At 72.0% G+C, this 17,429-nt stretch carries 1 protein-coding gene (cut by a window edge); it reads left to right on the top strand.

All coding sequences use genetic code 11. The features are described from left to right. On the top strand, positions 1-17,429 hold the 5' portion of the coding sequence (locus tag ACFC1K_RS06485; protein ID WP_375870932.1) for a hypothetical protein. Its footprint extends 14,101 nt past the window's final position; 17,429 of the gene's 31,530 nt are visible here — the first part of the coding sequence; it begins with the start codon at positions 1-3; its stop codon lies off the right edge, out of view.

Raw genomic sequence — 17,429 nt, forward strand, 5'->3', positions numbered from 1 at the left:
ATGGTTCGGGGTGAGGGGACGAAGCGCTCTCGGAGCGCGGCGTTCGGAGTGCTCGCGTATGCGACGGCGATCGCCGTCGCCGTGAGCATTGCGATCCCCTTCGGCACGCCCGCGAACGCCGCCGCCGCGACGGTCGCCGCTGTGCGCGAGGCTGCGCCGACGCCGGTATCCGCACCCGCTGCGCCGGAGCTCTCGGTGAGCGGCGGGGCCGCAGCATCCGTGTCCGACGAGATGGTCGGTCAACCGGCCGCGCTCGACGTGCGGCCCTTCGAGGCGACGGACGTCGCCGCACCGACCGAGCCTGCGCCGGCCGAGACGACGACGCCCGCCGAGCCCGCGCCCGCACCGGAGCCGGAGCCTGCTCCGGCGCCCGACCCCGCGCCCGCGCCCGATCCCGCCCCGGCGGTCGATCCCGCGCCGGCCCCCGTCGAGCCCACGGTCGTCGACCCGGCACCTTCTGCTCCCGCCCCTGCGGACCCCGCGCCCGCGGCGCCGGCCGAGCCTGCTCCGGCGGCTCCCGCGGCGCCCGCGCCGTGGGTCATCACGATGTCGGGAACCTCGTCGTCGCTGGTCTTCCACGGAGACGGCACCGTGACGTTCGGGGGTGTGACCCGGTCGCTCTCCGAGATCTCCGTGATTCGCGTCACCGGCACATCCGGCGACGACACCTTCACGATCGACTTCGGCGGGACCGATCCCGGGATCACGATCGGCTTCGACGGCGCAGCCGGATTCGACACGCTCGCCACCCGCGGCGCGGGCGGCTTCACCTCGCAGCCGTCGGACGGCTCGAGCGGCGTGATGCTGTTCGGCTCGACCCGCGTCGAGTACGCGGGCATCGAGCCGATCGTCGCCGACAACGACCCCGGCGCCGGCGTCGACTTCGCCCTCGCCGACGACAAGGACGACGAGGCGATCCTCGAGGCGGGGCCGTCGGCAGGCCAGCTGCAGCTGCGCAGCGCCAACGGCACCTTCGAGACCACGACGTTCACCGCGCCGGTCGGCACCGGCACCGTGCTGAAGATCACCGGCGGCGGAGGACGTGACTCGCTCACCATCGCCGACGTTCTGAACCTCGGGTTCGCTGCATTCCTCGCCGAGTTCGAGACGATCACCGTCACCGGCTCGCTGAGCGCGGGTGACATCACGCTCACCGCGGCCGAGAGCAACACCGACGGCATCCCGGTGAACGTCCCCGACTGCACGGACTTCGACGACTTCAGCCTCACGGAGTGCCTCGACCACGATGCCGACGCGTCGGTCATCGTCGACGGCGGATCGCTCACAGCGACCGGTGACGGCGGGGCTGCCACCGGCGGCATCACGCTGACGGCCACGGCCACCGTTGTGCCCGACGCGACCGCCGGCACCGCGTACCTCGTGCTCGCGAACGCGGACGCGGTGGTCGACGTGCGCGGCGGTGCGACGATCACGGCGTCGGGCGACTTCACCGCGACCGCCACCTCCACGGTCGGGCCGGTCACCTTCATCAAGGACTACGGCGACGCCGCGTTCGTCACCTCGAACGCGTCGGCCACGGTCGGCGGCGATGCGGTCGTCGACGTCGACGGCGCGGCGACGATCTCGGCCACCTCGACGGTCGACGTCGGCGCGACGCCGCAGACCGATCCGTCGAAGGACGAGGACCCGCTGTCGAGCGACTTCGACGCGGCGGTCGCGATCCTGAGCGTCACGGCGAGCGCCCTCGGGAAGGTCACGGGGAACGCGCGCATGATCGTCGGGGGAGCGCTCGGGATCGCGGCCGCCAACAGCGCCACGCTCAACGCCGTCGGCGACGCGCACGAGGCGGGAAGCGGCGCGGGCGTCGCGATCGCGCACCTGTCGCAGACCACCGACGCCGCCATCGACTCGACCAACGCGACGGGTACGACGGCGGCGTCCCTCGCGATCCTCGCATCGCAGACGGCCGACGTCACCGCCACCGCGAAGGCGAGCCCCGGCGGCGCGTCGCAGAACAACAAGAACTCGAACGGCGCGGGACGCGGCAACGGGCAGGCGAGCACCAGCGACGGGGGCATCGGCATCTCGGGCGCGTTCGGCATGGCGCTCACGGATTCGCACACCACCGGCCGGATCGTCGGCGCCAAGGTCGGGACCACCGGCACGCAGAAGGTCACGGCACGGGGGAAGAACACCATCGCGGTCACCGGCGACGGCGGCACCACGACGGGCAGCGGGGGCGCGAGCGGCAACGGCGTCGGAATCGGCATCGCCCTCCTGATCACCGACCTCTCGACCCGGGCCTTCGTCCAGGGCGGTGCGATCGACGCCGCCGGCGGACTCACGATCGCGGCCGAGGGGCCCGACACCGGCGACTCGTCCTTCACCGCGACCGCGGTCTCGGGCAAGAAGACCTCGGGCGGCTCGATCGCGGTGGCAGGTTCGTTCGCCCTCGTGAAGATCGACGCGCTGACGTCGGCGACGATCGACGGAGCCGGCTCGTTCGCCAACCGCGCTGTGGCGATCACGTCACGCGGCGCCCACAAGAGCACGGCGAAGGCGACGGCCAAGCAGGAACTCGGGGGGGACAACGGCAGTGCTGTGGGAGCCGGCGCCTCGGTCGCGCTGAGCCTCATCCGCGACGACATCGTCGCGGCGATCGCAGCGGGCGCTGCACCGACCGGCATCGGGGCGCTGACGATCACCGCGACAGGCGCCGATGACGCGACGACCCAGACGGTCGGTGGTTCCGACGGCGGCACGAGCGCGACACTCACCGGAGTCGCGAGCATCGCCATCCACAACGTCCGCACCTTCGCCGGCGTCCTCGCAGGGCCGGCCCTCGCGCTCGGATCGCTGGCGGCGACCTCGACGCAGACCGCGAAGGCGACGACATCCGCCACCGGTGCGACGAAGGCCGGCAGCGGCTCGTCGCTGGCGCTGACGATCTCCTTCGCCCTGGCGAGTGTCGACCACGAGTCCGAGGCATCCATCGCCCGCTCTGTCGCTGCCACGGGTCCCGTTTCCCTCGCCGCAGACGGCGGGTCGAAGACGACGACGAACGCCGAGGCCAGCGCCGCCGGGGCACCCGGCGAGGGGGCGGGCGGGAACTCGACCAACGACAACGTGAAGACCAAGTCCGACGCGAAGCTGGGCGACGCCGGAGCCAAGACCAAGGGCGGCGCCGGCGGGGGCACCTCGACACCCGATCAGAAGAACGAGGACGGCACCTCGGTGTCGGTTGCGGCCGCGATCGCGATCAACCTCGTCACCTCGGTCACGCGGGCGATGCTGCTCGCCGGATCGTCCCTCACGACGCCGGGGGCCGTGACCCTCACCGCGACGAACAACACGGATGCCTCGGCCAGCGCCAAGGGCACCGCCACAGACTCCACGACCGTAGGCATCGGCGCGGCGGTCGCGGTCAACAAGGTGCGGCTCGTGAACGAGGCAGGGCTCGGGATCGGCGCCTCGCTCAACGCCGCATCGCTCGCCGTCTCGGCGACGGTGAAGACCGACGGCTCCGACGACGCGCACGCGTTCGAGGCCGTCGCCGAAGCCGGCGCGACCGGCACCGGCGGAACGCTCGGCGTCGCGGGCGCGTTCGCGATCAACCTGGTCGACGAAGACACGCGCGCTCTGCTCGACGCGAGCGACGACCCGGCGCCGCAGCCCGCGCCGCCGCTTCCGGGCGTCGTGCTCACGGGTGGCGCGGCGAGCTTCATCGCCGGCTCGAAGAGCACCGACAAGGCCTCGGGCAAGGCCACCCAGTCCGGTGACGGCACGGTCGGCATCGGCGCGGCGTTCGGCCTCAACCTCGTCACGCACGAGGTGTACGCGGGCATCGCCCCCGCGGTCAACGGCACGCGCGGCCCTCCCGTCACCGGCGCAGGCGCACTGACCATCACCGCCGCACACAGCGTCACGCTCACCACCGAGGCAGAAGCGGGCGCGGCAGGCGGCGGGGTCACCATCACCCCCTCGGTCGCCATCGTCATCGCGACCATCCACACCGCAGCATCCATCGGCACCGGCTCCGCTCCGCTCACCGCGTCGAGCATCACCGCCACCGCCACCCAGACCGTCACCGCCGACACCACGGCGAAGGGGTCGACCACCGCCGGCACGACTGCCGGGATCGGCGTCTCGCTGGCCCTCGCGATCCTCGACGACATCACGTCGACCTCGGGCAGCGACCGCAGCCTCACCACGACCGGCGCGGCATCGTTCACCGCCACGCAGCGGGTCGACGCCAAGACCACCGCCAAGGCCTCGGCCCAGGGCGCCAAGCCGTCCGAGGGCAAGGACCAGGGCGGCAAGGACGTCAATGAGAAGGCCGACGCGAACCTCGGCCAGGCGAGTACCACCAAGCAGCAGAACGGCGGCGGGTCGACGTCGACCTCGTCGACGCCGAAGGCCGCGACGAACGACAACAACGGCGCCTCGCTGTCGATCGCCGGAGCGATCGCCATCGCGGTCGTCTCGCCGACGGTGCGGGCACGCTTCGCGAACGGCGTCATCGTCGTCGCGGGCGGACTCGTGACGCTCCGCGCTCTCGCCGACATCGACTCGAAGGCCGACGCGCGCGGCGACACCTCGACCAAGGGCGACGTGGGCATCGGCGCCGGCGTCGCGGTGCAGGCGGTCGAGATCACGGTCACCGCGACCACCGGCGTCTCGACCGTCACCGCCACCGGGCTCGTGGTCGAGGCGGGCATGCTCGACGGCGACACCGACGACGTGGTGCGCCGCTGGGACGACGCCACCAAGACGTGGATCGTCGTCGACTCGGGCGAGCAGCTGCCCGGTCCGTCGAAGAACGACACCGCCTACGTCAAGGAGTCCGGCCAGGAGGGCATCTACACGTTCGACGGGTCGAACTGGTCGAACACGACCCCGGGCGTCATCACCGCGGGTGACGAGCTGCCGGGCTCGCCGTCCAACGGCGACCGGTTCCTGCTCGGCGCCGAGAAGGACGGCCACCCGGGCAACTCGGTGTGGAAGTACAACGGCACGATCTGGGAGTTCCAGACCGCCGCGGTCTACGCCAAGAAGGACGACCTGCCCAAGGACGACATCGAAGAGGGCGACTGGTTCCAGCTCACGAAGCAGGACGGCAGTCACGCCCCCGGCTTCTACAAGCGCAACGGCAGCCACGAGTGGGTGCTGCAGTCGGTGACCGTGGGCTCGGGCGACCGGCTTCCCGCCGCGCCCGCCGACAACGACCTCTTCCGCCTGTTCGAGCACGAGATCACCTCGATCGCCCGTGCCGGGGCCAGCAAGTCCGACAGCGTCGGCGTCGCGGGGGCCATCGCGATCAACATCCTCGGCAACGAGACCGAGGCCGTCGTCCCGGCCGGCGCGACGGTGACGCTCTCGTCGGCGGCATCCACCGTCTCGGCAGAGAGCAATGAGCGGGATGCCGCGAACGCGACCTCGCAGGCCAACCAGGGCAAGGCGACCGGCGTCGGGGCCGTGTTCACGCTGCAGGTCGTGGATGGCAGCGATGTGCGCGCCGAGGTCGAGAACGGGGCGGCGCTGACCGGCGGCACGGGGCTCGCGATCACGGCCTTCGGATTCCGCGAGTTCATCACGAAGGCTGAGGGCGGCAGCACCTCCACCGGCGCCGCGGCCATCGCCCCGGTTGTCGCCCTCGTCATCAGCGTCGACGACGACGTGACCGCCCGCCTGGGGACGGGCGCCGCCACGAACGTCACGGGCGCGCTGAGCGTGACCGCCACCCACCAGCTGCGCATCCGCACCGACGGCAACGCGAAGGCAGCGGGCAAGAGCGCCGCGGTCGGCGCGATCATCGCCGTCAACGCGGTCGTCGGGTGGGACTCGCTCGCCGAGATCGCGAGGGATGCCTCGGCCGCCTCGGTCTCGGTGGTCGCGGACTCGCTCGCCTTCACCGAGGCGAAGGTCGAGGCCTCGGCCGAGGGCGCCGATTCCAACGAGAGCCAGTCCGGCGACCAGAAGTCCGGCGAGGCCGTCAACGGCGACAAGAACCCGAATACGGCCGGCACGCGCGACGACACCGCGGGGATGCCGTCGTCCAACGGTGGCACCAACGGCCAGAACGGCGGCAACGGCGCCAACCAGCAGCAGTCCGCGCAGTCGGGGCAGTCCGGCAGCGGCAGCAGCGACACCACGGCGGTCGCCGCCGCGATCGGCGTCAACTGGCTGGTCGCCACCTCGACCGCCCGCATCGCCGCGAACGTCACCGTCACCGCCACGACCGGCGAACTGGTCGTGCGGTCGCTGCTGGCCCAGCGCGCCTACGTCTTCGCGATCGGCACCGCGATCGACGTCACCCACGGCGGCACTCGCGTGGGCGCCACGATCGGGCTGAACGTCCAGGACGCGACCAACCGTGCGACCATCGGCGCCGGGGCACACGCGACCGGTCAGACCGGCGTCACGGTCGCCGCCGTCGCCCCTGCGGGCACCCACAACGACTTCATCGTCTGGTCGTTCGCCGCGGCCGGCGGCAAGAACACCTCGGTCGCCGGCAGCGCGGCGGTGCAGATCCTGCTGCTCACGTCGGAGGGGTCGGTGGGAGCCGGAGCCGAGCTCGACGCCCCGGCCGGGGGAGTGACCGTGACAGCGACGCAGCCGATGCGGCTGCAGAACCTCGCCATCTCGGGAGCGCTCAGCACGGGTTCGGACGCCGCGGTCGGCGGCGCGTTCCTCGTCAACTACCTGGAGATCAACACGCGCGCCTGGATCGACTCGACCGTCGGGTCCCCCACGCAGGTCGATGCCTCGGGTGCCACCGCGGTCACCGCGTCGACGACCCTCGACCCGATCGTGCCCGACCTGCCGGAGCCTGTGAAGGGCAAGATCGACATCCCGGCCGTGACCAACATCGCCATCGCGGGCGGCGCCACGCAGGGCACTGCCGTGGTGGGTGCGTTCATCGTCAACATCTTCAACCTGCAGACCCGCGCGTGGATGGGCAATGGCGCGCAGCTGAACCAGACGGGCGCCGTGGGCGGTTCCGGGCAGATCGTCACCGTCTCGGCCACCGATGCGATCACGATCGTCGACGCGTCCGGGGCGCTGGCGCTCAGCATGGACTCGTCGAGCGTCGGCATCACCGTCGCCGTCGAGATCTCGAACTCCGACGTCCGCGCCTGGATCGGCGACCAGGCCGCCGTGCGCGCCGGCGGGAACGTGAAGGTCGAGGCGACCTCGGACGAGGACTGGTTCGTGCTCGCGGTATCGGGCGGTGTCACGATCAGCGGCAGCGTGGCCGCGACCGGCGCCGTGCTCGTGATCGTGGCGAACCAGGGCGGCAGCGACCCGCAGACGCTCGCCCGCATCGGCCAGTCCACAGTGCGCGCGGGCGGCGACCTCACCGTGCACGCGAAGAAGACGGTCGTGGCGAAGCTCTCCAGCGGCAACATCGCCGTCTCGGGCAGCGGCTCGGGCGTCGGAGCGTCGGTCTCGGTGAACGTCCGCGACGACGACGTCACGGCGCAGATCCTCGGCGGTGCCGACGTGCAGGCGGCCGGCGACACCCTCGTCAAGGCCGAGCAGTCCGGCGACTTCCTGCTCTTCGCGGTCGGCGGCGCCGGCGGCAACTCGGTCGGCGTCGGCGGTTCGGTCACCGTCAACGTGCTGACCGACACCACCACCGCGAGCATCGGCGGTGGAGCGAAGGTCAACTGCGTCGGCGTCTCGTGCACCAACACGAACCCGAGCCTCACGCAGGACGTCGTGGTCGAGGCATCCGACGAGACCACGGTCCTCTCCCTCGCCGGTGTGCTGGCCGTCGGCGGCACGGCGGGCGTCGGCGTCGGCGTCGACGTGGAGGTCGTGCACAAGACCACGCAGGCGAGCATCGGCGACAGCGCGGTCGTGAACGCGAACGGCGACGTCGTGGTGAGCGCCACCTCGTCCGAGCAGATCGACTCGATCTCGGCCGGCGGGTCGGTCGGCGGCACCGCCGCGGTCACCGTCAACGCCGCCGTGCCGGTCGTCACCGTCACGACGAAGGCCTGGATCGGGGCATCCGCCACCGTCATCGCGGGCGGCAACGTCATCGTCGCCGCAGCCGACGACTTCACGCTCTTCACGATCGCGGGCAACATCTCGGTCTCCGGCACCGCAGCGGTGGGAGCCGGCGTGGCCGTGCCGGTCGTGACCAAGACCACGCAGTCGTGGATCGGCGACGGCGCCCGGGTCACATCGCGGGCGCTCGCCGGACACATGACGCACACGACGGTGTCGTCGGGGTCGTTCAACCCGCAGGGCACCGACACCCGCTTCGACCCGCGCGGCACGCTCGGCGGGCACCCGACGCCGTACCCGCACAGCCCGATCAACGGCAGCGGCCTGCAGGCCGACGGCGCCACGATCAATCTCGGCTACCAGCACGGCTTCAAGTCCGGCCAGCAGGTCGTGTACGACGCCGGCGGCGGCGCGCCCATCACGGGGCTCACCGACGGCGGGACCTACTTCGCCATCCCGGTCTCGAGCACCGCCATCAAGCTGTGCACCCAGCGCGGACCCCCGCTGTCACCGGGCTCCGACGAATATGCCTGCGCCCCCGGCATGCTGCTCACCGGGCTGAGCCTCCCGGGCGGCGTCAAGATGGGCGAGAACCAGCGGTTCGTGCCCACCACCCGGCCCGGCCTCCCCTCCGACGTGTCGCCGCGGTTCACCGCGCAGTACGCCGTCGGAACGAACTACCTCGTGCTCCCGTACGACCTCACCGTCAACGTCGGCGACCCGGTCATCTACAGCGCCGGCGGCGGCAACCCGATCGGCGGCCTGGTGGACGGCGCGACGTACTACGTCGTGAACGCCGACCCGAACCACTTCCAGATCGCCCGCACGCAGTGCGAGGCCACGGGACTCGCCGACGACTGCAACGGCGTCGCCGGTCCGATCGTCCCCATCGTCTTCAGCTCCACCGGCAGCGGCCGCTCTCACAGCATCGTCGCCTCGGGCGACCTTCCGGCGGCGGATGCCTCGGCCCTCGGTCCCCAGTCGACCGGCGCACCCGTCAAGAGCGGGTTCGCGGGCGTCGCCGTCACCGCGACCGACAGCACCTACCTCGCCGGAATCGGCATCTCGGCGGGCGGCTCGGGCACCGCGGCCGTCACGCTCTCGGGCTCGGTGACGGTCGCCACGGTCCACGTCGAATCGTGGATCGGCGCGGGTGCCCGCATCAACTGCGGCGACCTCGCGTGCAGCGTCAACGACCCCGCGTCGGCCGGAACGGCCCAGTCCGTCCTGGTATCGGCATCCAGCTCATTCCGCACCCTCGGACTCGCGGCCGCCCTCGCGATCGGCGGGACCGCCGGAGTCGGCGCTTCGGCAGCGGTCCGCGTCATCGACCTCACGACGACCGCCGAGATCCAGGCCGGCGCCATCGTGAACGCCCGGGACGACATCGTCGTCGTCGCGGACTCGTCGCTCGACATCGTCTCCGTCAACGCCGCCGCCGGCGGCGGCACCGTGGGCGTGGCGGGCACGGTGGGCGTCACCGTCGTCACGACGTCGACGATCGCGCGCACCGGCACGGGCGTCGTGCTGCGCGCCGTCGGCGACATCGGCGTCCTCGCCTCCTCCGACGACAGGCTGATCCTCGTCACCGCATCGGTTGCCGCCGGCTATGTCGGCGTCGGCGTAGGTGTCGGCGTCGCGGTCGTCGACAAGACCACCAAGGCCCTGATCGGGCAGAACAACACCGTCGTCGTCGGCGGCAACGGCGCCGCGGGTCTGCCGGGCGTCAGCAACGGCCTCATCTCGGCGGGTGACTTCACCTTCTTCGGCGAGTTCCACGGCCTGGCGGTGCAGGCGATCTCGCGCGAGAGCCTGTTCGGGCTCGTCGCCGGCATCGGTGCCGGCTTCGTCGGCGTCACCGCGAACGTCGGGGTCAACATCTTCACCGTCGTCACGCAGGCGTACATCGATCTCGGCACGACCGTCAACGCGGCAGGCACCGTGTCGGCGGCATCCAGCCAGCAGGGCGTCTCGGTCACCGCGGGCGACCGCTTCGACTCGGTCACCTTCGCGGGCGGCGCGGCCGGAGGGTTCGTCGGCGCGGCGGGCGGCGTCGACATCGGCGTCGCGAGCATCGGAGTCACCGCCTACCTCGCCACCGGCACGGACGTGTGGGCGAAGGGCGACGTCGCGGTGAACGCCCTGGGCATCAAGCACGTGCAGTCGTACGCGATGAGCGTCGGCGCCGGCTTCGTCGGTGCGGCCGGAGCGGTGTCGGTGTGGTCGATCGGGACGGAGCCGACCGCGTCGTACTCCAGCGACGGAAATGGCCCCGACCGGGGAGTGTGGAACCCGTCGACCTCGTACAACACCGGCGACGTCGTGACCTTCGCGGGACAGCGCTACACCGCCAAGCGCGCGAGCAAGGGCGCGCAGCCGAACACCTCGCCGGCCGACTGGAGCGCGATCGAAGACACCGACCCGACGGACTACGGCAGCGGCCAGAGCTCGCAGGGCGACGCCGACAAGGTGGTCGCCGGCGGCGGGACCAGCGGCTGGAAGTCGATCCTCGGCGATGCGCCGTCGGGTTCGGGCAGCACGCCGTACCAGAGCACCGTCTACGGCACCATGGCGAGCACCGGCACCGCCGTGGGCTCCTCGTCGAACCAGACCTCGCCGACCGCGCAGCGCTTCACCCAGCCGGCACCGCCGTCGGGGACGTCCGCGGGCATCTACGGCAGCGTCCACTCGCAGCTCGCCGACATCGCGGTCATCGCCACCGACGAACTCGTCGTCTTCGCCCTCGCCGGCGCCGTCGCGGGCGGCGTCGGTGCGATCGGCGCCGGCGTCACGGTGCTCACGATCGGGCTCAACACCGACGCCGGAATCTACAGCGGGGCGCACGTCGACGCCGCCGGCCGGGTCGACGTCAAGGCGCTCGCCACCGAGCGCACGACGCAGATCGGCGTCGCGGGATCGGCGGGCTTCATCGCCATCGCCGGACAGGTCGCCGTGCTCAACGACCACGCCGCCCAGACCGCGCACGTCGACACCGGATCGTTCGTCGACGGGGCCGGCGACGGTCTGCACGTGAACGCCCGGGCAGACCGCGAAGTGTCGGTCTACGCGATCGGCGTCACCATCGGCGCGGGCGCCGCGGGAGTGTCGGTCGCGGTCATCACGATCGACGGCGACGCGCGGGCGCGGGTCGGCGCCGTGGCCCTCGACCACATCGGCGGACTCGAGGTGCGGGCGTCCGACCGCTTCGTCCCGACCGTCCTGTCGATCGGCGTCGCCGGCGGCATCGCGGTGGGTCTCAGCGGCGTCGTCGCCGTCATCACCTACTCCGGCGTCACCCGTGCCGAGTCCTCCGCCACCGGCACCGTCGACGGCGACGTGACCGTCGCGGCGTCCGCCGAGCGCTCCACGATCGCCCCCCTCGCCGTCAACGTCTCGACCGGCGCCCTCGCGGTGGGCGTCACGGTCCTGGTCGCCACCAGCGACCGCGACACCGAGGCCGAGCTCGGCGGCAGCCTGAACCTGACCGCGGTGCCGACCGCCGACGTCAGCGTGACGGCATCCGCCACCAACGCGGTGCGCGCCTACACGCCCGGAGTGTCGGTCGGCGGCGCCGCCATCACCGCGATGGTGCCGATCGCCACCGTGTCGGGCCACACCACGGCCCGCCTGAGCGGCTCCGTCGCGGCCAACGACGTCACCGTGAGCGCCACCGGCCGCCAGCAGGCCTCCGCGCAGGTCGACGTGATCGGCGTCGCCGGCGCCGCGTTCAACGCGTCGGTCGCCATCGCCGTCGTGACGGACGGCGCCGAAGTGGCCGCACGCGTCGCGGGACCGGCATCCATCACCGCGACCGGAGCGGTCCTGGTCAGCGCAACGCAGCCCGGTCGCAACGAGGCGATCGCGCTGGTCAACAGCATCCAGGTGAGCATGGCGTTCTCGGGCGCCGTCGTGTACGCCCAGGCGACCCTCGGCAGCGCCCTGATCGCCGCGCTGGACGGCGACGTCGTGTCGTCGACCTCGGTGCTGGTGACCGCGAACGGACAGAACTTCGCGCAGGCGAAGGTCCTGCTCGTGGCCGGCTCGCTCGGCGTCGGCATCGGCGTGAACATCCTGAGCGCGACGATCACGGGCGCCGCCGACGTGGCCGCGACCTCCGCCGACGCGAACAACGACCAGCTGATCTCCAGCTCCGGCACCGTCGCCTTCAGCGCGACGTCCGGCAACACGGCCGAGGTGCACACCGACCTCGCCGGCGGCGGGCTGCTCGGCGGCGCGGCGGTCTCTGTGCCGACCGCCACCGTCTCGGGCGCGACGACGGCATCGGTCGAGGGCGACGTGACCGGCAATGCCGGGGCGAGCGTCCAGGCGACCAGCGCCAACCGGGCCACGAGCGAGGTCGCGCTGGTCGCGATCGGCGGCATCGCCGGTGCCGCGGTCAACGTGTCGACCGCCGAGATCACCGCCGCGGCCACCACCACCGCCGAGGTGAAGGCGGGCTCGGTCGTGAGCGCACCGGGCGACCCGGTCACGGTGCAGGCGACCTCGACGAACCGCGCCACCTCGAGCACGCTCGCCGTCGGCGCCGGCATCGGCGCGGCCGTGGCAGTGCAGATCACGACGGCCGAGGTGGCCGGCGCGACGACCGCCCGATTCGACGGCGACATCCTCTCCACGCCGACCAAGACGGCGAGCCTGTTCGTGCAGGCGCAGGCCGGCAACCAGGCCGTGGCCGACACGAAGGTGCTGACGATCTCGGCGGGACTGAGCGGCACGGGCGTCAGCTCGCAGGCCATCGTCTCGGGCGAGACGCTGGCGGTCCTCGGGTCGACCGCGTCGGTGAACGTCTCGGGCGCGGTCACAGTGAAGGCGCTGCTGTCGTCGTTCGGGGGCGAGCAGAACCTCGCGCGCAGCACGCTGGAGGGCTTCGCCCTCGGCGGCATCGCCGCGGGCATCGTCGTGATCGAGGCGACGGTGTCGGGCTCGGTGCGCGCGCTCCTCAACGGTGCGATCACCGGATCCGGATCGGTCACCATCGAAGCCGACGCGACGATGCACGCCATCGCCGACAGCCTGTTCGTCGCCGTCGGGCTCGGCACGCTCACCGGCATCGCCACGACGGCGACGGTCTCGGCCGACACCGTGGCGGGCGGCGACGACCCGGGCAGCGTCGCGACGGCCAGCGGCCTGTTCAGCGTCACCGCGGACTCGACCTACACGGCGGAGTCCACGTCGAACGCACCGACCATCGGCGGAGTCGCGATCATCGTGCAGCTGCCGCTCGCGCGGGTGAGCGGACGCACCGGCGCCGTCTACGCCGGGCAGGTCGCCGGCGGGTCGTCGGCATCGGCCGTCGCGAACTCGCACAACACGGCGATCGCCGATGCGTCCGAGCTGATCGCGATCGCCCTCATCGGCGTGGTCATCGCCTACGCGCTGGGCGAAGTGACGGCCACGACCGAGGCGGGACTCGGCGGCGCCAACGTGGGCGGCGGCGCGGTGACGGTCACGGCGACCTCGGACGACGACGCGCAGGCGTTCGTCGGCGGCGTGTCGGGCGGCGGCCTGTCGGTCTCGCTGCTGCGGCCCGAGGCGCGCTCCACCGGCATCACGCGGGCCTTCGTCGGCACGAGCAAGACCGTGACCGCGGGCTCGCTGTCGATCGGCGCCATCGCGACGCCGGATGCCACGGCCGAGGCGAAGATGGTGGGCATCAGCCTGCTCGCCAACATCCTGGTGAGCAACCCGATCGCGACCGTCGCCGGGACGACCGAGGCGTACATCGGCTTCGACGAGACCGTCTCGCTCGGCTCGGGTGCCGTGGTCCTCACGGCCATCCGCACCGCCAACGCGAGCGCGACCGGCAGCAGCGTGCAGGTCTCGCCGATCTCGCTGTCGGGCATCACGCTCGAGGCCACGACATCCGGCACCGTCTCGACGCACATCGACGACCGCGCCGACGTCACCGCCGGCTCGGTGTCGATGACCGCCGGCGGCACGAGCACACCCGTCGCCTCGAGCACGACGGTCGGCGTCTCGCTGCTCGGCGGCACCCTCGTCGCCATGAACACCACCGACTCGACCACGGTGGCCAGCTGGGTGGGACCGGCCGACGGCGTCGCCGCCGCGGATGCCGCCGACCCCGCCAGCGTCACCACCTCGGGCGCCGGCGGAATCACGGTGGCCACCGACTACACCTCGCACGTGTACGTCATGGCGGTCGCGGCCGGATTCGGCGTCCTCGCCGCGGGCTCGTTCATCCAGGGCACCGCGACGAACACGGCGACCGCGCTGGCCTACCTCGGCGACCGCGCCGAGCTGCGCGCGAACGGGGGCGGCAGCATCCTGCTCGACGCCGCCGCCGTCACGACGGCCATCGCCGACGCCGTCGGCTTCAACGCCGGGCTCGGCTTCGCCGTCGGCCAGACCACGACGAAGGCCGACCTTCGTCCGACCGTCCGGGCCTACACGGTCTCGGGCGGAGTGCTCAGCGGCGCGAACGTGACCGTCGGAGCGCGCAGCAACACGGATGCCTCGGGTGGAGCCATCCGTCCCACCTACACGTACAACACGGTGATCGGCGACAGTTCGCCCACCGTGGTCGCGCCGGCCTTCGCGCGGGCCTCGCTCGGCGGAGCATCGCTGCTCGGCAGCGTGACGGGCGCCGAAGGCCACGCGATCAACTCGCCCACCGTGCGTGCCGCCGTCGGGTCGGGCACGACGGTGTCGGCCACGGGCGCGCTGTGGGTCGCCGCCCGCTCGCTCGGCGACTCTCAGGTCGACGCGTACTCGCTCGCGGCCGCCGTCGGAATCGGCGTCGGCATGGTCGACGGCTACGCCACGAGCGCCGGAAGCGTGACCGCCGAGTTCAACGGCGTCTCGGGCATCCTGGCTTCGGCGAACGTCCTGACGTTCGTGACCGCGACCGCGCTGACCGAGGGCCGCGCGGTCGGCGGCGGCGTCCTGGCCGGTGCGACGAACGGCACGCAGTCCTCGGACGTCGCGCCCACGGCGCGCGCGCTGGTCGGCGGAACGCTCACGGCCTCCGGTGCCATCCTGATCCGCAGCGACGTGCGGACGGCTGCGACAGCCGTCTACCGGGCCCTGTCGCTCTCGGGCTTCGTCTCGGCGAGCTTCGGGACGATCACGGCCACCGACCAAACCGACGTCCGCACCGCGATCACCGGCACCGGATCGGTCACGAGCAACGGCACGAACGTCACGATCGAGGCCTGGCACAACTTCGACGGCACATCGTTCCTCACCGACAACAAGGCCGACGCGTCGGTGGTGCAGACCACCTTCTCGTTCGGCCTGTCGATCGGGTCCTCCAACCTTCACGCCAGCGCGAAGGCGGTCGTCAAGGCCGAGGTCGAAGCAGGGGCGACCGTCGCCGCACCGAACGGCAACGTGGTGCTGCGGGCATTGTCGGGCAACTACGCGGACTCGTTCTACAAGCGCACCGGCGGCGCGCTGATCAATGTGCAGCCCAACTCCAACCCGACCTCGACGTCTTCGGGCACCACGGCCGCCAACCTGTTCGGACACGTGAACGTGAACGGCGCGAACGGCGCGAAGGGCCTGACGATCCTCGCGCAGGGCAACGACCGCGCCGAGGCCGGCATCCGCAACATCGGCGGCGGCCTCATCCAGATCGGCAGCTCGTCGTCGACGGCGGAGGGGCACCCCACCGTGACGGTCACACTCGGTGGTGCGGCATCCATCATCCGCGTCGAAGGCGCGATCAGCGCGAAGGCGGTCAGCTCGTACGACGCCGACGCGAGCACCTACAGCGCCACCGGCGGCGCGCTCAACGTCTCGAGCTTCGACGCCCACGCCTCCATGACCCCGACCTCGTCGGCCGTCATCACCGGCGGAGCGTCGATCGTCGCGGGCGGCGAGGTGCTGCTGTCGGCCGCGGCCAACCCGCCGTTGCCTCCGGGCTCGGACGGCACGTTCGACGCCGTCGGCGGCGTCGACGGCACGGCGCACAGCATCACGTTCGGCGCGTCGCACAATGCCACGACCGGCGACACCGTCACCTACAACACGCAGGGCCAGCCGACGGTGTCGGGGCTCGTGCCGGGCCGCCAGTACGCGATCATCGTGCTGGACGCCGACGCCGTCCAGCTGGGCGTGGTGTTCTCGAACGACAACGTCAGCACCACCTACGACACGATCGACTTCGGCACCCGCAAGCACGGGCTGAGCACGGGTGACGTGCTGCTGTACCAGCTCGTCAGCGGCACCGCACCGCTCACCGCCATCGGCGGCCTCAGCGCCGACACGCTGTACGAGGTGTACAAGGTCGACGACTACACGATCAAGCTGCGGCCGGTCGGCGCCGCCACCATCACCGACACGGTCAACGCGAGCGCCGTCGACAACGGCACGCACACCGTCGGCGGGTCCAGCGGGTTCCACAACGGCGACTACGTGACCTACCACGCGCCGTCGACGCCGGCGACGTTCAACCCCGGCCAGGTCGGCACGCGGTGGGACTCCGGCACGAACACGTGGGTCGCGACGGCCGGCAGCGACGCGAACAACATCTTCTTCGCCCGCGACGTCAACAACGACCAGTCCTTCGACGACATGGGCTTCGCCACCGGCCAACTGGTGCGCTACTTCACGACCGGCACGCCGCTCAGCGGACTCACGAACGGCGCGTTCTACTGGGTCATCCGCAAGAGCGGGCAGAGCTACCAGCTCGCGACCACCAAGTGCCGCGCGACCGGCCTCGCCATCGACTGCGGCGGCAGCGCCGGCACCGTCACCCCGATCGGCATCTCGGCCGGCGGCACCAACGCGGTCGACGTCCACTCGCTGACCGCCGCCGACAACGCCCCCATCACGGGCCTCGTCGACGGACACGGCTACTACGTGGTCGGCTGCCCGGCGGGCGGCTGCGACGCGAACGGGTACCAGCTCTCCCTCACGCTGGGCGGCTCGGCGATCGCGATCACCCACTCGGCGACCTCGTTCGACGGCGTCGGGTTCACGTTCAACGGCGGGTCGCACGTCTTCCGCACGGAAGGCATCGACTTCACAGGCCAGGGCGCGACGGTGCAGAAGCTGATCTTCGCGATCACGCCCGTCGCGGGCCCCGGACCCAAGAACGAGAAGCTCGCCGGCATCGGCAGTGCCATCCCGTTCAGCGCCATCGGCGGCGACCAGATCGTCTCGGCCTCTGCGACCGGCGGCGGAGGCGGCGTCATCAGCGTCAGCTCGGCCGACTCGTGGGCCGTCTCGGACGCGACGGTCTCTGCGAGTGTGGGCAGCGGCGCGAGCGTCACCGGCGGCTCGATCACGGTCACCACCGATGGACACTCCGACGCCAAGGCGGTCTCGTCCAACGACAGCGGCGGGCTCATCTCGGTCAACTCCGCCAAGGCCGAGGCCGACGTCCACCTGACGAGCACGGTGTCGGTGGCATCCGGTGCGACGCTCACCGCCACGAACGCCCTGGTCGTCGCGGCGAACGGCTCGCTGCA

The organism is Microbacterium sp. NPDC056057 (assembly GCF_042266945.1).
Lineage (GTDB): Bacteria > Actinomycetota > Actinomycetes > Actinomycetales > Microbacteriaceae > Microbacterium > Microbacterium trichothecenolyticum_C.